Here is a 19,389-nt window from a genome sequence, read left to right on the forward strand (position 1 = left end):
GCACAATCAGCAGCAACGTCAGAAGCAAATGCTAAGGCCGCTGCACAATCAGCAGCCGCACAATCAGCTGCTGCAGCATCACAAGCCGCTGCAAGCCAAGCAGCAGCATCACAAGCAGCAGCTTCTCAAGCTGCTGCACAACCACAACATGTAGCAGCTACTGCATCTGCTACAACTGCAAAGCCTACGTCAGTTGCATCAGCAAACATTGCTGGTAACACTTACCCATATGGACAATGCACGTGGTATGTTAAGGGTGATTTGAGCTGGGTTGGTAATAACTGGGGTAATGCTTCATCATGGGCATCATCAGCTACTGCAGCCGGACATACTGTAAACGGAACAGCTTCAGTTGGTGCCGTTGCTTACTTTGCACCAGGTGTTGGTGGTGCTAGTGGTTATGGACACGTTGCCGTTGTTGATTCTGTAAATTCAGATGGTACTGTTACAATTTCTGAAGCAAACTACGCTGGTAAGTTGTACAATTCTCGTACAATTTCTACTTCAAATGTTTCAGGTTTCATTCACCAATAATAAAAAGCTATTATTTAAGGAGACTCGCTTTCGAGTCTTTTTTTATATCTTTAATTAAGGAGAATTACAATGCCTTTTAAAATAGAACCAGGACGTGTCATTCATTTTAATGATTATGAAGTGATTGATGCTGAAATATTATTTGAGCCCCCATTGGCAGATAAACCGGTACAGGTGACAGCATCAACGTTTGCACAACAGGTAACGGGTGCTCGTGTTCAAAGAACAATGTTGCAGATGATCATGGAAGAAATCTGTGAGCCGTTGCGAACTGTGGTTGACGATGTAATGGGAGTACCATATCAAAAAGATGGTAATACACTCGAAGATGGCTTTGACACTGCTGGATTAATTCAATATATTTTTAATCGAGTTGAGGGAGTTGGCTTTCCGAATGAAATAGCTAAACAGATGAAAGCAGTGGCACAATTACCAGTCAATCAGACAAGACCAGGTGATTTATTGGTATGGGGAACTGCTGATTTACCAACTACTGCAGGAATTTATGTTGGTGGTGGTAAGTATGTAACTGTTGATAAATTATCTGAAAAAGTTGTCATAAAGTATATTTCAAGAAAGTGGTTACCAGATTTTGTTGGTGCTATTCGATAGTTATTTTCAGCAAATAGTAGTCAATATTGGTTATAATGAATAGAGGAGGGGTTACTATGAATTTTACGTATGAACCTGGTCGTCTGTTTCATGAAACGGATGGTATTGTAGATGCTGAAATATTGTTTCCAGCAATTTTAGGTGGTAAGGTATGGTCAATTGATCATACTTATGTTGATCCAAGTTTACGAGGTCAAGGAATTGCGGGACAGTTGTTGGCAGAAGTTGTTGAACGTGCAAAAAAGGCAGATGTACAATTAAAACCAGTCTGCACTTATGCACGGCAGGCTTTCTTTAGAAATGAAGAATATCAAAAGTTAGCTTATAAAGATTAAGTTTAGTTGAAAGCACACGTTATTTTAACGAGTGCTTTTTAATTTTCATAAAATTAGGATATACTTACTTAGAGAACATTTTTGAGAGGACTTATATGAATATGCAACGAGGTTTTGCGGTCGTAAAAAAGTATGAACATGATAATTTGAGTTTACCAAGTCGTGCAACACAACGTGCAGCTGGTTATGATTTTCAAGCTGCAGAAGATTTTACGTTACCATCGATTTGGCGTTTACCGTTTTTGAAAGTTTTATGGCAAATTAGGCATAATGAACTTGTTACACCAATAGATGATGAACAAGCAACTAAAATTTTAAAACCACTATTAGTACCTACTGGAATTAAAGCTTATATGGGTGAAAATGAATATCTGATGATTGCAAATCGTTCATCAAACCCATTAAAGCGTGGATTGATTTTACCAAATGGGGTTGGTATTATTGATGCCGATTATGTAGATAATCCAAAAAATGAAGGTGAAATTTTTATTCAGATGATCAATTGGGGTCTTAAAGATATTACAATTAAAAAAGGCGAACGTATTGGTCAAGGAATTTTTATGCCATTTTTGGTAACTGATAATGATCAACAACAAGTAAAACAAACACGTCAGGGTGGTTTTGGTAGCTCAGGCGTTAAATAGAAAGAGGTAAATTATGGCGAAAACTAAAACCCAATTTGTTTGTTCTAATTGTGGTTTTGTGTCGCAACGATATATGGGGCGTTGTGCCAACTGTGGTGCGTGGGGAACTTTTGTTGAAGAGGTTATGCAACCTGAAAAAGTAGACCGTAAATCACGCGTTAATTTAGCGGGTCAGGTTGCAAAGGTTGAGCGACTAGACGAGGTTAACATAGAAGAAACACCACGTATTAAAACAGAAAACGATGAATTTAATCGTGTCTTGGGTGGTGGTATTGTGCCGGGTTCTATGGTTTTAATTGGTGGTGATCCTGGTATTGGAAAATCAACCTTACTACTACAAGTATCAGGACAATTGGCGAATGCGGGTAGCAAAATTTTGTATGTAGCTGGTGAAGAAAGTGCTTCACAAATTAAGTTACGAGCTGAACGTTTAGGGGTTCGTGGTGATTCTGACTTTTTGCTTTTCCCAGAGACAGATATGAAACAGATTAGACAAGCAATTGATGAGACTAAACCTGATTTTGTTGTTATTGATTCTATCCAAACAATGCAAGAACCGGATGTTACTTCTTCTGTGGGGTCTGTTTCACAAATTCGTGAGACCACGGCTGAATTGTTGCAAATAGCTAAAACTAATAACATTACGATGTTTATCGTTGGTCACGTCACCAAAGAAGGTGCTATTGCCGGTCCCAAGATTCTAGAACATATGGTTGATACGGTTCTGTATTTTGAGGGTGATAACCAGCGGAGCTTCAGATTATTACGGGCTGTTAAAAATCGATTTGGGTCAACTAATGAATTGGGTGTTTTTGATATGCAGCATGGCGGTTTGATGGAGGTAACAAATCCGTCAGATCTCTTCTTAGAAGAGCGCTTAGCAGATGCTAGTGGTTCTGCTGTTGTTGTTGCAATGGAAGGAACTCGTCCGATTCTTGTAGAAGTACAGGCGTTGGTAACGCCGACTGTATTTGGTAATGCTCAAAGAACTGCTGCGGGGATTGATCGTAATCGTGTTTCATTATTAATGGCTGTGTTAGAAAAACGTGCTAATTTACTATTACAAAATCAGGATGCATATGTTAGGGCTGCTGGTGGTGTAAAATTAGATGAACCAGCAATTGATTTGGCTGTTGCGGTTGCGATTGCTTCAAGTTACAAAGATATACCAACACGAGCAACGGATGCATTTGTTGGCGAGATTGGCTTGACGGGCGAAATTAGGCGTGTTCCTAATGTGGTTGAACGTGTTAATGAAGCGAAAAAACTAGGCTTTAAACGTGTTTTTGTGCCTCAACATGTCGTTGAACAGCTAACAGAAATAAGTGGCATTCAAATTATAGGTGCAAAAACATTGGCTGAAGCCTTGAAGGTTGCGCTAAATTAATAATAGAAAGGAGAAAGTTATGTTACGAAAACGGATAATTCAAAGTATTTTTACCCTAGCTGGTGGTGCAATTGCACTAACCTTAATGCCAATTATTTGGAATATTTTAGATTTAACTAAGTATGTATGGATTAATAATGTTATTTTTGACTTTATTTTTGGTGCTATTATTTTTTATTTATTAAGTTTTGCATTATGGCGTCCAGTTGATCATACAATTCATCGGATTGAAACTTATCTAAATAAGCAATCACCGTTGTTATTGTTGATTGGTTCGTTATCAACTTTAATAGGTTTAGTTATTGCGGTCGTTATCACTGTACCATTACAAAACATGGATAATTTCTTTTTAAGTGCTGTTGTCCCTGTGATTGTGATGGTTCTACTGGGATACCTAGGTTATAAGCTAGGAACAACTCGTATTGACGAATGGCGTACACTAATTCCAACGATTTTGACGAGCCGAACGAAGAAAGTTCGTCCACAAAATGATGTTGAACAAGGTGATGTACTAACTGAAAAGGAAGATAATTATCATCATTATAAGATATTGGATACCAACATTTTGATTGATGGTCGTATTATAGATTTAGTCAAGACTGGTTTTGTTGAAGGAACGTTGTTGGTACCTAATTTTGTACTGTATGAATTACAATACATTGCAGATGCTGGCGAATCGTTGAAGCGTGTTCGTGGTCGGCGTGGGTTAGATGTGTTAAATGAACTTCGTGAAAAAAATTATGTTCCGATAGAAATGTGGGAAGGTGATTATGAAGATATTAAAGAGGTTGATGAAAAACTAATTCGCCTTGCCGAAGAAATCAACGGTACGCTTGTCACAAATGATTTTAATTTAAATAAAGTTACAAAGTTCCAAAATGTTAAAGTCTTAAATATTAACGAATTGGCGGGAGCATTACGTCCACGTGTTGCCGTTGGTGATCACTTATCAGTATTATTGGTTAAAAATGGTACGGAGCGTCAACAAGCAGTCGGTTATCTAGATGATGGTACAATGGTTGTTGCCGAAGAAGGTCGTCGCCACTTGCAAGAAACCGTGGACGTAGAAGTCACATCAGCATTACAAACTGATGCAGGGCGAATGATTTTTGGAACGGTAATTGATAAATAAGAAGCATTTCAAAAAAACATGATTTATTCTTGGTAACACGTTGAAACATCAAGCAAAGCGCGGTATATTAGTAAACGATGTACTATAATTATAAATAGAAGATAAAAGAGGAGTGTCGATTAGCATGGCTGAGACTACCGAAAAGAAGATTCGTGTGCGTTACGCACCGTCACCAACTGGACATTTACACATAGGAAATGCCCGTACAGCATTATTTAACTGGTTATTTGCCCGTCATCATAAGGGTGAATTTATTATCCGTATTGAAGATACTGACCAAACTCGTAATATTGCCGACGGTGAAAAGTCACAGTTGGATAATCTAGCATGGTTGGGATTGGACTGGGATGAATCACCAGCTAACCCTGGAAAATACGGACCTTACCGACAATCTGAACGTTTGTCAATTTATAAGCCATTGATTCAAGAATTGTTGGATCGTGGTCTAGCTTATCGTTCATTTAAAACGTCAGAAGAATTAGCTGCTGAGCGTGAGGCACAAGTTGCTGCTAAGCAAGCACCACATTATGTCTATGAATATGAAGGCATGTCTGACGAAGAAATTGCTGCGTTCCAAGCAGACGCAGAAGCTAAGGGAATGCCTTATGTTGTTCGTTTCCGTGTACCTGAGAATAAGGACTATGCTTGGGACGATATCGTTAAGGGACATATCGAAATTAATTCATCAACAGTTGGTGGTGATTGGGTTATCCAAAAAGCTGATGGAATGCCTACGTATAACTTTGCGGTAGTTGTTGATGACCATATGATGGAAATCTCTCACGTTTTGCGTGGGGATGACCACGTGTCAAATACACCAAAGCAATTAATGATTTATGAGGCCTTTGGTTGGGAAGCACCAATTTTTGGTCATATGACGTTGATCATTAATGCTGATACTGGTAAGAAGTTATCAAAGCGTGATGAAACGGTTTTGCAATTTATTGAACAATACCGTGCATTGGGTTACTTACCAGAAGCCTTGCTAAACTTCATTGTTTTGTTAGGTTGGTCACCAGTTGGTGAGAAGGAAATCTTTAACAAGAAGCAATTGGTAAAGTTGTTTGACGAATCACGTTTGTCAAAGTCACCAGCTAAGTTTGATAACAAAAAGCTAGAGTGGGTTAACAACCAATGGATTAAGACTGCTGATCAAAATATGGTCTTTGATAAGCTAATGGAACAATTGGTATATTCAGATGTTGTTAAGCCAGAAGAACTAACTGCTGAAAAGATGCAATGGTTACGTTCAGTTATGAATGTCTACATGGATGGTGTGTCATATACTGCCCAAATCGTGCCACTTATTAAGCCAGTATTCTTTGAGATGCCAGCAGCTAGTGACATTCCTGATTCAGCTAAGGAATGGATGAATGCTGATAACGTGACTGATATGTTGAATTTGTTTATTGATAAGATCGAAAAGATGCCAATCTTTACAGCAACGGCTGTTTTGAAGGCTGTTCGTGAAATTCAATCTGAATTGGACGTTAAGGGTCGTGCCCTATGGAATCCATTGCGTATTGCAACAACACGTGAGGAACAAGGCCCTAATTTAGGAGAGTTGCTTGAACTACTTGGACGTGAGCAAACGTTAGCAAACATTCGTGAATTCTTGTAATTAAAATTAAGAGATGATGCTATTACAATTTGTATGAGCGTCATCTCTTTTATTTTATGTGGTCAGGCCTGTTACCATATGGCTATCAGTATGTTAGAATGATACTTAGTATAATTAGCGGAAAAAGCTAATAATGACCGATGAGAGGGAAGATATAAATGGCTAATCCATTACGTAAAATTATTGAAAGTGATAAAGGGACATTACGTCGTTTGGGTCGCGTGGCCGATAAAGTAGAAGCGTATGCCGACGAAATGGCGGCTTTGTCTGATGAAGAGTTACAAGCGAAAACACCATATTTTCGTGAATTATTGAAAAAAGGTAGTACCTTAGACGACATTTTACCAGAAGCCTTTGCAGTTGTACGTGAAGGAGCTAAGCGTGTCTTGGGTCTTTACCCATTCCGTGTACAAATTATGGGATCAGCAGTATTGCATGGTGGTAATATTGCCGAGATGAAGACAGGTGAAGGTAAGACTTTGACAGCAACGATGGCTGTCTATTTAAATGCCTTACCACAAAAAGGTGTCCATGTTGTGACGGTTAATGAATACCTATCACAACGAGACGGTGAAGAAATGGGACAATTGTACAAGTGGTTAGGTCTAACTGTAGGTATTAATTTGACTGAATTGTCACCTGATGAAAAACGTCAAGCTTATTTAGATGATATTACATATACAACCAACTCAGAAATTGGGTTTGATTACTTACGTGATAACATGGTTGCACGTAAAGAAGATCGTGTGCAACGTGGCTTGAATTTTGCCCTAGTTGATGAGACTGACTCAATTCTAATTGATGAGGCGCGTACACCATTGATTATTTCTGGTGCACCTGCGCAAACAAGTACTCAGTTGTACATTCGTGCTGATCGATTTGCAAAATCATTGATTGAGGACGTGGATTTCAAGGTTGATCATGAATCAAAATCTGTTTTGTTAAACGATAAGGGGATTGCTAAAGGTGAGAAGTACTTTAACCTAGACAATCTTTATGGTCCTGGTAATTCAGCTTTGACACACCACATTGATCAAGCTTTGCGTGCAAATTACACGATGTTTAACAACAAAGATTATGTTGTGCGTGATGGAGAAGTAGTATTAGTTGATGCCTTTTCTGGGCGTATTCAAGAGGGACGTCGTTTTTCTGACGGTCTTCATCAAGCACTTGAAGCAAAAGAACAAGTGCAAATTCAAGAAGATAATCGTGCGATGGCTTCGATTACGTACCAAAACTTGTTCCGTCAATATAATAAGTTGTCAGGTATGACTGGTACAGCTAAAACCGAAGCTGACGAATTCCGTGAAATTTATAATATGGAAATCACGACAATCCCAACTAACAAGCCAATTCAACGTATTGATGAACCAGATTTGTTGTATCCAAACTTAAAGTCAAAGTTTAATGCAGTGTTGCAACTAGTGACGGAGTTACATAAAAAGGGACAACCAATTTTGATTGGTACTGTAGCCGTTGAAACGTCAGAATTGTTATCACAATTGTTAGATAATGCAGGTATTCCGCATAATGTTTTGAACGCTAAGAACCACGCACGTGAGGCGGAGATTATCGCTAATGCTGGCCAACGTGGTGCTGTTACTATCGCTACTAACATGGCTGGTCGTGGAACTGATATTAAGCTAGGCCCTGGTGTTACTGATTTGGGTGGACTAGCAGTTATTGGTACTGAGCGTCATGAGTCACGTCGAATTGATAATCAATTACGTGGTCGTTCAGGACGTCAAGGTGATGCTGGTTATTCACAATTCTTCTTGTCATTGGAAGATGATTTGATGATTCGTTTCGGTGGTGAACGTATTAAAACGTTGATGGAAAGTATGAATATGGGTGATGAGGATGCTGTTATTCGTAATCGATTGATTACGCGTTCAGTTGAGTCAGCACAAAAGCGTGTTGAAGGAAATAATTACGATTCACGTAAGCACGTTTTGCAATATGATGATGTTATGTCACAACAACGTAATGCTTTCTATCGTGATCGTAATCGTGTTATTGATGAAGATAAATCATTGCGTGATGTATTGCTACCAATGGTTAAGCGTACGATTGACCGTGTTGTGCAAAACCAAACTAAGGGTAAGCCAAAGACTTGGGATTTGGAAGCCATCGTTGATTTTGCACAATCAACAATTGTACCAGTTGGTTCAATCACAGTTGATGATTTAGCAGATAAGAAGACACCACAGGCCATTTCAGATGAAATCTACCGTCGTGCAAAGCTTGTGTATGATGAAAAGTTACATGACCTTGGTGATGACGAAGAGCGTCTATTGCAATTTACACGTGTTGTGATTTTACGTGTTGTTGATTCACAATGGACTGATCATATGGAAGCAATGAATCAATTACGTGATTCAATTCAATTACGTGGCTATGGTCAATTGAATCCATTGATTGAGTATCAAAATGAAGGTTTCCGAATGTTTAATGACATGATTGCAGGTGTTGAATATGATGTTATGCGTCTATTTATGAAGTCTGAAATTCGTCAAAATGTACGGTAAATAATAGCATTATGATTTAATGCATTGATTGAGGTTGGGATGGATATCTCAACCTCAATTTTTCAATATGATTGGAGGAGCAGGTATGGAAATTGCTGAAGCACGGCATAAAGTAGCTGATATGGCGGCAGAGATTGAAAAATTTGGGGAATCGCTAGATTTAGATGCTTTAAATGATGAAATTGCAGCTAATGAAGCTAAGATGATTGCACCAGATTTTTGGCAAGATAACGTTGCTGCACAAAAAGTTATTGATGAAAATAACGTTTTAAAAGGGCGTCGTGATGACTATCTTAAGCTTACGGATAGTGTTGAAAATGTAGAAACTGCCATAGAGCTATTAAATGAAATCTATGATGAAGATATGGCACAAGAAATGGAAAATGATTTAAATCAATTAGCAGATGATTTGTCTGCCTATCGACTAGCACAGTTGCTAAATGAGCCATATGATAAGAATAATGCTATTTTAGAAATTCATCCTGGATCAGGTGGTACGGAGTCGGCCGATTGGGGGGCCAATTTACAACGTATGTATACACGCTGGGCAGAACAACATGGCTTTAAAGTTGATATCATGGATTATCATCCTGGGGATGTTGCTGGTATTGATTCGGCAACATTGAAAATTACGGGACATAATGCTTATGGATATTTACGTTCAGAACGTGGGGTTCATCGTTTTGTACGTATTTCACCGTTTGATTCTGCTGGACGTCGCCATACGTCGTTTGTATCAATTGATGTAATGCCAGAATTAGATGATTCAGTTGATATTGATATTAATCCGGCTGATGTTAAAATGGATGTTTATCGTGCTTCTGGGGCAGGAGGACAGCATATCAATAAGACTTCTTCAGCGGTTCGTTTAACGCATATTCCAACGGGAATCGTTGTTGCATCACAACAACAGCGTTCGCAGTTTCAAAATAAGGATACTGCATATGGTATGTTGCGAGCTAAATTGTATCAGTTAGAGATGGATAAAAAAGAACAAGAACGAGCAGCTATTGCGGGTGATCATTTAGAGAATGGTTGGGGATCACAAATTCGTTCATATGTTTTCCAGCCATATCGAATGGTAAAAGATCATCGTAATAACTTTGAATCTGGAAATCCGCAAGCCGTGATGGATGGTGATTTAGATCCGTTTATAAATGCCTATTTGCGTTGGCGATTGTCTGAACAAAATCCTGAATAAAAATATAAAAACAAGAGCTAGACAAAAGTTGTTTTGAAGACGGTATGTAACGTGTTTATGATATAAAACTTATAGACTTAAATTAATGCATTTTAAACTAAAAAAGTTGGAACAAAAGAAATTGTCCCAACTTTTTTTTAATAATATAATTATTTACGAACTAATGTTGTATAGGCATCTTCATCTAGAACTAAATCAATTTCACCGATATATTCACGAGGATCAGCTTTGATAAAAGTGTGCTTGAATACGTAAAGGCCGTCATCGGTTGATTGTGAGGCGATACCACCCATATCATACAAATCAACACCTTCATCTAATGCCCATTGAATCATGGCCGTCTGGACGGCGTAAGGGGCATAATAAGTTGGACCATCATTTGATCCGGCATACATGTACCAAATTTTGCGACCGTATTTAAAGCCGATACCAGTTGAAAGTAATTCACCTTCACGTTCAGCCATGTAAACACGCATTATGCCGTTATCGCCAAAGGCAGCTTGCATGCGTTCGAAATAATCCTTTGGCCGGTAAGTAATACCGTGACGGTTAGCCATGTTAACATAGGTCTCATAAAATGCATCCATTGCTTCAGCATCGCTACCGTAGCGAACAGTGACGCCATCACGAATTGGACGCTTTAATTTTGACTTTGTTTTTGATGGGTATAGGTCAAAGGTTTCTTTTGCATCAGGCTTAGCAGTTAAGTCTAAGACCATGTTTAAACGTGGTTGAATTGTTGCATGCATCCCCTCATCAGCAACATTGCGATTACGAGTTTCGAAACCATGCTCTTGTAATGCAGTGTTAAGCTCGTCAGAGTAAGCAACTTCTGGATCCATACGCAAAAGATAAGCATCATCGTCAGCAAGGGCTTTCTTAGCTTCGACCATTAATTGATCTAATAAGTCTAAGTCTGTGACATCCATAACTGGACCCTTAGCAGCATAGGCAAATTTCTTTCCTAACTTTGTTTGAGTTAGTAGCATTGAAATGGCGGCGATAATCTGACCTGACTCATCGGTCACGTAAGCATAACGAGGTTCCCAATTATTTTTAATTTTGGCCCAACCTAGGTCTTGATTAACCTGTCCGTAGGGTGAACTTTGTACAAATTCTTCATATTTTTTGACAGCAGCCGTGTCATTTAAATCTAAAACTGGCATGTTATCCTTCTTTCTTTAGCAACAAAATGTGATTCAAATCCCATAATAGATTATATCATAGGCAATCATCTTCGTTTTAGCGTATAATGATATTTATGGAAACTATTAAATCAGTAAAAAATGGCCGTGTCAAAACATGGCAAAAGCTACAAACGAAAAAAGGTCGTCAAGCTAGTCAAACATATTTGCTTGATGGCTGGCATTTAGTACAAGAAGCAATTAATCATGAGGGTAAATTACATGCACTTATGGGTACCACCGAACAATTGGCAGAGCATCAGGAGGAATTGCCATTAGGAGTACCTGTATTTGAAATTACCGATGAAATTGCAAAAAAGTTATCTGACTTGGTAACGCCACAAGGTATTTTTGCTGAAGTCTCATTGCCATCAGCTACACGTGAACCACAATTTATTCATGATGGCGCATGGTTGTTCTTAGATGGTATTCAAGACCCTGGTAACGTTGGAACCATGGTTCGAACAGCTGACGCAGCAGGATTTACTGGCGTTGTCTTTGGCCAAGGGTCAGTCGATCCTTATTCACCCAAGGCTTTACGTGCTATGCAAGGGTCACAATTCCACTTGGTAACAACAACGGGTGATTTGTCACAGTGGACTGCTTCATTCACGCAAAATGGCATGAATGTTTATGGTACACAGTTGGATCCGCAAGCTGCAGATGTATTTACAATACCAGCGCAAACACAGTTTGCGTTGATTATGGGTAACGAAGGTCAGGGGATGCAACAAGAACTGGCTAGCATGACAACACAAAACCTATATATTCCGATTACTGGTCAAGCTGAGTCTTTGAATGTTGCAGTTGCTGCTGGGGTAGCAATGTTTGCATTAAAGGCTCGTTAAAGTTTGATTAGGTAATCTATACTTGTGCGAGGGGGAGAACGCTATGGTATTAGATTGGGAAAAAGATAAAGTATATAAAGATATCGTAAAAGATTTGTTAGCACATCCACAAGTACAAGAAATGGCTAACTATACACAGCATCACCATTCAGATCGATTGACACATTGCATTACTGTGTCTTATGTCAGCTATAAATTAGCGCTACGTTTTGGTCTTAATGCAACGGCGGTTGCTCGTGCAGGTATCTTACACGATTTGTTTTTCTATGATTGGCGTGAAACAAAGTTTGAACTTGGTTCGCATGCGTTTATTCATCCCCGAGTAGCGTTACGTAATGCTGAAAAGATTACGCACCTATCACCGATGGAAAAAGATATCATTCTAAAACATATGTGGGGAGCAACTAGTGAATTACCACACTATCGTGAAAGTTTGTTAGTTGATTTGGTTGATGATTATTTGGCAGTAGCTGAATTTTTCTCACCAGCTTCAGCACGAATGAAACGACTATTTCATACAAATTAATAAAAGATAGAAAACGAATTGAGATTAACACAGCTCTTAATTCGTTTTTTATTTTTATGAAAAATTAGTAATAATTTTATTATTTAAAAATGATAAAAGCGACTGCTATTCTGGTCTGATGGTGATTAATTCGGTATATAAAGTTATTTGAGTAACTCTTTTACAATTAAAATGCAATAATAATGCTTGTGTAATCGGTTACAATGATGTATTCTCAATTATGTTGAATTTTATATATTTTTTGATTGTGGAGGAAAGAAAAATGTCGATTTTAATCGCTTTAGTTCCTGCTCTGGCCTGGGGGTCAGTTGGTATTGTAACCACCAAAGCTGGTGGAACTGCTGCTCAAGGTATTATGGGAATGACCATCGGTGCCCTTATTTTAGGATTTGGTACTTTATTTGCATTCGTTATTCCAAATGCCGGTGCAGACTATGCTTTTAACTCAAGAATTTGGGTTGTTGGATTTATCTCTGGATTGGTTTGGGCTATTGGACAAGTTGGTCAGTTGATTGGCTTTAAGAAGTTAGGGGTATCAATTGGTAACCCATTATCAACTTCTGGTCAAATTGTTGGTAATGCCTTGATGGCAGCCGCCGTCCTTGGTGAATGGCATACTGGTCGGATGTGGTTCTTTGGTATTTTGTCAATTGCATTGGTAACAGTTGGTGCTTTGTTTACAACGGTTAGTGATAAAAACGCACCAAAGGATTTGAATCCAGAACGTGATTTCAAGGGTGGAATTACTGCGGTAATTATTTCAACGCTTGGATTTATGGCTTACTTTGTTATTCCTAACTTGTTGAACAAGTGGGGTTACATCTCAGATGCAGTTCACAACCAAAATAATGGTTTGGATTACATGACTGCAATTGTGGCACCACAGTCACTTGGACAAATCTTAGGTGCTATCCTAATTGTTATCTTCTTCTTTAAGGAGACAGGTGATATGTTCAAGTCAGGTACTTGGCGTCAAGTTATGACTGGTTTGGTTTGGGCACTTGGAAATGTCTTCATGTTCATTTCAACTGGTAATCCTGATGTTGGTCAAGCAACCGCAACGACATTGTCACAGACAGGTATTATTGTTGGAACGTTTGGTGCCATCTTCATCTTGAAAGAGAAGAAGACGAAGCATCAAATGGGCTTCATTGTTGTCGGTGCCATTATGGTTGTTATTGGTGCCATCTTGATTTCTAAGTTAGCAGAACTTTAATTTAAGATAAAAATAAATACCAGAACTTATTGATGTAAACCAATAAGTCCTGGTATTTTTTATATAAAATTACTGTGTAGAAACTTTACGTCCATGAATAAAGTAATAAAGCACGATACCGATAACGGCAATGACAGCCATGATAATAAATAGATTTTGGTAACCTAGCATAGGTTGGACAAAACCAATAATTGATGGGCCGAATCCTAATGAGAATTCATAACAAATAAAGTATGTGGCGGTTGTTTGTGTTAAACGATCTGCAGGAACCATTTGAGTGGTTGTAGATTGTACAGCTGATTGGAAGTTTCCAAAGCCAAAGCCAATTAGAATAGCAGCAATCATCATCATCCAACCATTTGACATCTTTGCTAAGAATAACAAACCGATAGTTAAAATAATTAGGGCAGGATAAATGACGTAATTTTCGTTCTTATTATCCATTAAGCGACCAACAACTGGTCGTGAAATCAAAACAGCAAAAGCATAAACTAAGAAGAAGTATGAAGCAAAAGTTGTTAAGTTTAAATCACTGGCATAAAAATCAAGCTCGGATTGAATAGCAGCATAACCAAAGGTAACAAAACCAAGCGTTAATGATATTCCCAGTACCTTAGGTTCAATCAATGTTTGTAAGCTAAACTTTTGCTTAGTTGGTGTTGCATTGATAACAACCTTCTTAGGATCAATTAAAATGGCAGCGATTAAGGCAATAATACCAACGACAAATTCTATCCAAAATAGTACTGTGTACGAAGCATGTTGCTCAATTAATAGTGCAAAGAAAGGACCAAAAGCAGTTCCAAGTATTGTCGCTAACGAGAAATAAGCAATTCCCTCAGCTCGGCGTGCTGTTGGAATAACATTAATAACAGCTGTATTTGTAACTGTTCCGGTTAACCCAACAGCTAGTCCTTGAATAAAACGGATAAGTAGTAAGAAAGCAATCCCGCCTTGATATTGGTAAGCTAATAAAATAGGAACTAATATTACCATACTCATAATGGTTAAGGTCTTAGCACTAAATTTGGCAGTCATGATACCTGAAGCAAAACGAGCTACCATGGTACCAATGATGGTCATACCAGTAATTAAGCCTGCCATTGTTGTACTAACATGGTATGTGTGGACTGAGTAGGGACCAATGATGACAAAGAGACTATAAAAAGTCATCATACTTAGAATTTGAATAATAAATAATTGAATAAAAGTAGCATTTAACATGCTACCGGAGTCTTGTTTTGACGTGAGCGGATACCTTTCTTTCTTAAAAAATTTCTTTAGTTAGTATACACCTTATGTCAAATTTAGCTTTCGTTGTAAGTCTTATGACGGTATAATAATAGTAATACATTTAAAAGTTATCTCGTGCATTTTTTGTAAGTAAAGCATAAAATGGTTATACGATAAAGAAAATTTGATTGTGAAGGAGAAAAACATATGACAGTAGCAACTGAAAAATTAGCTGGTGATATGGCTGAAAATAAATTGTGTGATAAGTTTGTCGCTACGTTTGATATTTTGGGACGCAAGTGGAACGGCATGATTATTGAAACGTTATTGGTTAACGGACCACGCCGCTTTAAAGATTTAGCAGAATCTGTTTCTAAGTGCTCAGATCGTGTTTTAGTCGAACGCTTAAAAGAGTTGGAAGCAGCTGATATTATTGAGCGTCGTACATATGCTGATTCAGCATTAATTGAGTATGCGTTGACCCCACGTGGTGAATCAATGCGTGATATGATGGCCGCAATTCATGAGTGGTCAGATAAGTGGCAAACAGTTAATAAATAGAAACTTGAAAATTTAAATTAAAGTTTGTACAATAGAGCAAGAAACAATGAATGACCTAGTATGTGATATTCAATAGTTTAGCGAGCAGGAGATGGTGAGAGCCTGCCTATGGAAGCATAGAATTTCAGTCAGGAGTTCATCAGTTAAACATTGATGCGGTTTATCACCGTTAACAGATAACCGAGGGTAGTCTTTTGAGACTACTAAAATTGGGTGGTACCACGTTAATGAGCGTCCCTTCGATAGTAATATCGAAGGGACTTTTTTATTTATTAAAGTTTATGAGTATAAGGAGAATGAATATGAGTTTACAAGATGAGCTCACAACATTGCGCGATGAAGCATTAGGTCAAATTAATGATTCAGCGGATGTTAAGGCATTAAACCAGGTTCGTGTACACTGGTTAGGTAAAAAGGGACCACTAACTGAAGTGTTACGTGGCATGAAGAATCTAGCGCCTGAAGAGCGACCAGTTGTTGGTGCACTAGCTAACGAGGTACGTGATGTATTAACGACAGCAATTTCTGAGCGTCAAACTCATTTAGAAGCAATTGCTTTGGATGCACAATTGGCAGCCGAGACTATTGATGTAACACTACCAGGTCGTGCTGTTAAGCAAGGTCAACCACATGTGTTGCAACAAATCATTGAGAATCTTGAAGATCAATTTATGGGTATGGGCTTCCAAGTTATTGAAGGACCTGAAGTTGAAGAGGACCAATATAACTTTGAGCGTATGAATTTGCCAAAGGATCACCCTGCACGTGATATGCAAGATACGTTCTATATTACGCCTGATATTTTGATGCGTACGCAAACTTCACCAGTTCAAGCTCGTACGATGGAAGCTCATGATTTTACTCAAGGACCATTAAAAATGGTTTCTCCAGGTCGTGTATATCGTCGTGATACAGATGATGCTACTCATTCACACCAATTCCACCAAATGGAAGGGTTAGTGATTGATAAGCACATTACAATGGGTGATTTAAAGGGAACGCTATTAGCGGTTGCACATAATTTGTTTGGTGAAGCTCATGATATTCGCCTTCGTCCATCATATTTCCCATTTACGGAACCATCCGTTGAAGTGGATATTTCATGGAATGCCGTAACACCTGATATGAATCCAGAAGATATTGAATGGATTGAAGTACTAGGAGCTGGTATGGTGCATCCAAATGTGTTGCGTAAGTCAGGAATTGACCCTGAAGTCTATGGTGGTTTTGCCTTTGGCTTGGGTCCTGATCGTTTTGCAATGCTTAAGTATGGTGTTGAGGATATTCGTAACTTCTACTTAAATGATGTACGTTTCTTAACCCAATTTAATCAGAAAGGATAAGACAAAATGAAAGTTTCAGTAAATTGGTTACGCGATTATTTACCAATTGAATTGCCAGCGGCGCAATTATCAGAAAAAATTTCTCGTACAGCAGTCGAAGTAGAAGGATTATACCAACCAAAAGGTAACATGAAAAAAATCGTGATTGCCAAGGTTTTGTCTGTTGTCCCTCATCCTGATTCAGATCACATGGTTATTACACAATTGGATGCGGGTGAAGATGAACCTATCCAAGTTGTAACAGGTGCACCTAATGTTGCTGAAGGCCAAATGGTTGTTTTAGCTAAGCATGGTTCAGTTATTGGTGACAATAAGAAAATCCGTAAAGGTAAATTACGTGGCGAGCAGTCTAACGGTATGTTAGCGGCACTACAAGAAATTGGCTTTGATGATAAAATTGCACCAAAAGATTTTGAAGATGGTATCTGGGTATTTAACGATGTTGATGCTGCAAATCTAACACCTGGTGAAGATGCATTAAAGGTTCTAGGCCTTGATGATGATGTTTTGGAAACGGGTATTACCCCAAACCGTGCTGACCTATTTTCAATGAATGGGACTGCATGGGAAGTAGCTGCTATTCTATCTGAAGAACCAACGTTACCAACTTTTGAACTTAATGAAGTTGATGAAAAAACTAGTGATGTAATTAGCGCAACGGCACCAGCAGAATTAGCTTCAAAATACGGTGTTCGTGTTGTTAAAAATGTTACAGTTAAGGATTCACCATTGTGGTTGCAACGTCGTTTGTGGACAATGGGCATTCGTCCTATTTCAAATATTGTCGATATTACAAATTACATGTTGTTGATGTACGGTCAACCAATGCATGCCTTTGACTTGAATGCACTACCAGCCGCAGAAGTACATGTACGTCGTGCAGCAGATAAAGAACAAATTAAGACCTTGGATGGTGTTGAACGAGAAGCATCAGCTGAAGATATTGTGATTGCATCAGGCGATGAAGCATTGATGTTTGCTGGTGTCATGGGTGGTGAATCTACTGAGGTGACAGAGCAAACAACAGATATTGTTTTGGAAGGGGCTATTTTTGACCCTAAGTCAATTCGTCACACGGCGCGTGACCAAAACTTACATTCTGAAGCATCAATGCGTTTTGAACGTGGTGTAAATGTCGAAGATACCTTTACTGCTTTGGATCATGCTGCTGCTCTAGTTGCTGAACTTGCTGGTGGACAGGTAACTACTGGTCGTGTTGTTGCACAAGACTTTGCTTATGATGCACCAGTTGTTAGTGTTAGTGTGGATCATGTTAACCATGTATTAGGTACAACAATTACAAGCGCAGAAATTGCCACTGTCTTTGATCGTTTGTTCTTTGATTATGAAGTTAACGACAATGTATTTTCAGTAACTGTACCTGCTCGTCGTTGGGATATCACAATTGCAGCTGATTTAATTGAAGAAATTGCTCGTTTGTATGGTTATGATAACTTACCAACGACGCTACCAACTGGTGATACAACACCAGGTAAGTTGACTGCACAACAACGCTTGGTACGTGCTAGTCGACACGCTTTGGAAGGACTTGGTCTTAACCAAGCAATTTCTTACGTTTTGACAACACCAGAAAAAGCTAACCGTTTTGCATTGCATGATGGTCAACCAGTGCAATTGGATTATCCAATGTCACAAGACCGTCAACAAACACGTAGTAGCTTGTTGACGAGTTTGCTAGATGATGTTGCTTACAATAAAGCTCGTAAGCAAACGGATGTTGCCTTGTATGAGCAAGGTCGTGTCTTTGTTTCTGATGGTGACTTAACGAAGCGCCCACAAGAAATTGAACACTTAGCAGGAGTTATTACTGGAAATGTCACAGAACGTACTTGGGCAGAAAAAGCACAAGCCGCTGATTTCTTTACAATGAAGGGAATCGTTGAGCAACTATTAACAAATTATGGATTTGTTGATGACGTGGCATTTGTTGCTAATACAACTCGTGAAGATATGCATCCAGGTCGTACAGCTGACATTTATGTTGGTAATACGTTAATCGGATTTGTTGGTCAAATTCACCCATTAACTGCTAAAGAATATCGAATCAATGAGACATTTGGTTTTGAACTAGATTTGTCAGCTATCATTGCTTTGGATAAGGTTGAGGGTCGCTACGAAACAATTTCACGTTATCCAGCTGTTTCACGTGATTTGGCAATTTTGGTTAGTCGTAATGTACCAGCAGCACAGATTGAATTAGCAATTAAGCAAGCTGGTGGTAAAAACTTGCATGATATTGTTATCTTTGATGTTTACACTGGTGAGAATGTGCCAAGTGACATGAAGTCAATTGCTGTTGGGCTAACATTTGTGAATGCTGAACAAACGATGCTTGATGATGAAACGAACCAAAAGGTTGATCATATTGCTGGCGCTTTAGCTGAGCAATTTGGTGCTGAAATACGTTAAGATTAATTAAACATTTTTTAAATAGTCGCTATTACTGATATAATTGAGGTAATA

At 38.6% G+C, this 19,389-nt stretch carries 17 protein-coding genes and 1 other annotated feature; of the genes, 15 read left to right on the plus strand and 2 right to left on the minus strand.

Going from position 1 to position 19,389, the window contains the following annotated elements; genetic code table 11:
* The 9 genes from GA0061074_RS09205 to prfB all read left to right on the plus strand — a co-directional run.
* A partial coding sequence (locus GA0061074_RS09205; RefSeq protein WP_208855580.1) for a CHAP domain-containing protein occupies positions 1-534 on the plus strand: 534 nt, incomplete at its 5' end.
* A 69-nt stretch (positions 535-603) separates the two neighbouring features.
* Positions 604-1,146, plus strand: a complete 543-nt coding sequence (locus GA0061074_RS05000; RefSeq protein ID WP_092462469.1) for an NlpC/P60 family protein — start codon at positions 604-606, stop codon at positions 1,144-1,146.
* Between the two features lie 56 nt (positions 1,147-1,202).
* On the plus strand, positions 1,203-1,481 hold the full coding sequence (locus tag GA0061074_RS05005; RefSeq protein WP_092462471.1) for a GNAT family N-acetyltransferase: 279 nt from the start codon (positions 1,203-1,205) through the stop codon (positions 1,479-1,481).
* Positions 1,482-1,582: 101 nt separating this feature from the next.
* Positions 1,583-2,125 (plus strand): dCTP deaminase/dUTPase family protein, encoded by a 543-nt coding sequence (locus GA0061074_RS05010; RefSeq protein ID WP_092462669.1) that lies wholly within the window; start codon positions 1,583-1,585, stop codon positions 2,123-2,125.
* Between the two features lie 13 nt (positions 2,126-2,138).
* Entirely contained in the window at positions 2,139-3,512 is a 1,374-nt protein-coding gene (radA, locus tag GA0061074_RS05015) for a DNA repair protein RadA (protein ID WP_092462472.1), read from the plus strand.
* A 19-nt stretch (positions 3,513-3,531) separates the two neighbouring features.
* Positions 3,532-4,644, plus strand: a complete 1,113-nt coding sequence (locus GA0061074_RS05020) for a PIN/TRAM domain-containing protein (protein WP_092462474.1) — start codon at positions 3,532-3,534, stop codon at positions 4,642-4,644.
* Between the two features lie 124 nt (positions 4,645-4,768).
* Positions 4,769-6,265 (plus strand): glutamate--tRNA ligase, encoded by a 1,497-nt coding sequence (gltX, locus tag GA0061074_RS05025; RefSeq protein WP_092462476.1) that lies wholly within the window; start codon positions 4,769-4,771, stop codon positions 6,263-6,265.
* A 158-nt stretch (positions 6,266-6,423) separates the two neighbouring features.
* On the plus strand, positions 6,424-8,793 hold the full coding sequence (gene secA, locus GA0061074_RS05030) for a preprotein translocase subunit SecA (RefSeq protein WP_092462478.1): 2,370 nt from the start codon (positions 6,424-6,426) through the stop codon (positions 8,791-8,793).
* 85 nt (positions 8,794-8,878) lie between these two features.
* The gene (gene prfB / locus GA0061074_RS05035) at positions 8,879-9,994 is read left to right on the plus strand and encodes a peptide chain release factor 2 (protein WP_092462480.1); all 1,116 of its coding nucleotides are present in this window, start codon (positions 8,879-8,881) and stop codon (positions 9,992-9,994) included.
* Positions 9,995-10,143: 149 nt separating this feature from the next.
* On the opposite strand, the gene femX is transcribed toward prfB, so the two are convergent.
* Positions 10,144-11,160 carry a UDP-N-acetylmuramoylpentapeptide-lysine N(6)-alanyltransferase gene (gene femX, locus GA0061074_RS05040; protein WP_092462482.1) on the minus strand — a complete coding sequence of 339 codons (1,017 nt, stop codon included), beginning with the start codon at positions 11,158-11,160 and terminating at the stop codon, positions 10,144-10,146.
* 95 nt (positions 11,161-11,255) lie between these two features.
* Between femX and GA0061074_RS05045 the strand changes: the two genes are divergently transcribed.
* The 3 genes from GA0061074_RS05045 (at position 11,256) to GA0061074_RS05055 (ending at position 13,768) form a co-directional block, all read left to right on the plus strand.
* Positions 11,256-12,026: a TrmH family RNA methyltransferase gene (locus GA0061074_RS05045; protein ID WP_092462484.1), complete on the plus strand. Its 771-nt coding sequence runs from the start codon at positions 11,256-11,258 to the stop codon at positions 12,024-12,026.
* A gap of 43 nt (positions 12,027-12,069) precedes the next feature.
* Positions 12,070-12,552: an HD domain-containing protein gene (locus tag GA0061074_RS05050; RefSeq protein WP_092462486.1), complete on the plus strand. Its 483-nt coding sequence runs from the start codon at positions 12,070-12,072 to the stop codon at positions 12,550-12,552.
* 262 nt (positions 12,553-12,814) lie between these two features.
* Entirely contained in the window at positions 12,815-13,768 is a 954-nt protein-coding gene (locus GA0061074_RS05055) for a GRP family sugar transporter (RefSeq protein WP_092462488.1), read from the plus strand.
* A gap of 69 nt (positions 13,769-13,837) precedes the next feature.
* On the opposite strand, the gene GA0061074_RS05060 is transcribed toward GA0061074_RS05055, so the two are convergent.
* The gene (locus GA0061074_RS05060) at positions 13,838-14,992 is read right to left on the minus strand and encodes an MFS transporter (RefSeq protein ID WP_092462490.1); all 1,155 of its coding nucleotides are present in this window, start codon (positions 14,990-14,992) and stop codon (positions 13,838-13,840) included.
* Between the two features lie 216 nt (positions 14,993-15,208).
* Here GA0061074_RS05060 and GA0061074_RS05065 point away from each other — a divergent pair, with 216 nt between their 5' ends.
* From GA0061074_RS05065 to pheT, 3 genes are all read left to right on the plus strand, one after another.
* Entirely contained in the window at positions 15,209-15,562 is a 354-nt protein-coding gene (locus GA0061074_RS05065; protein ID WP_092462492.1) for a winged helix-turn-helix transcriptional regulator, read from the plus strand.
* Between the two features lie 37 nt (positions 15,563-15,599).
* Positions 15,600-15,804, plus strand: a binding site (T-box leader).
* A 60-nt stretch (positions 15,805-15,864) separates the two neighbouring features.
* Positions 15,865-16,905: a phenylalanine--tRNA ligase subunit alpha gene (gene pheS, locus GA0061074_RS05070; RefSeq protein ID WP_092462494.1), complete on the plus strand. Its 1,041-nt coding sequence runs from the start codon at positions 15,865-15,867 to the stop codon at positions 16,903-16,905.
* 6 nt (positions 16,906-16,911) lie between these two features.
* Positions 16,912-19,335 carry a phenylalanine--tRNA ligase subunit beta gene (gene pheT, locus GA0061074_RS05075; RefSeq protein WP_092462496.1) on the plus strand — a complete coding sequence of 808 codons (2,424 nt, stop codon included), beginning with the start codon at positions 16,912-16,914 and terminating at the stop codon, positions 19,333-19,335.
* Positions 19,336-19,389: the final 54 nt, after the last annotated feature.

It is taken from the genome of Weissella bombi (assembly GCF_900094835.1).
GTDB lineage: Bacteria > Bacillota > Bacilli > Lactobacillales > Lactobacillaceae > Weissella > Weissella bombi.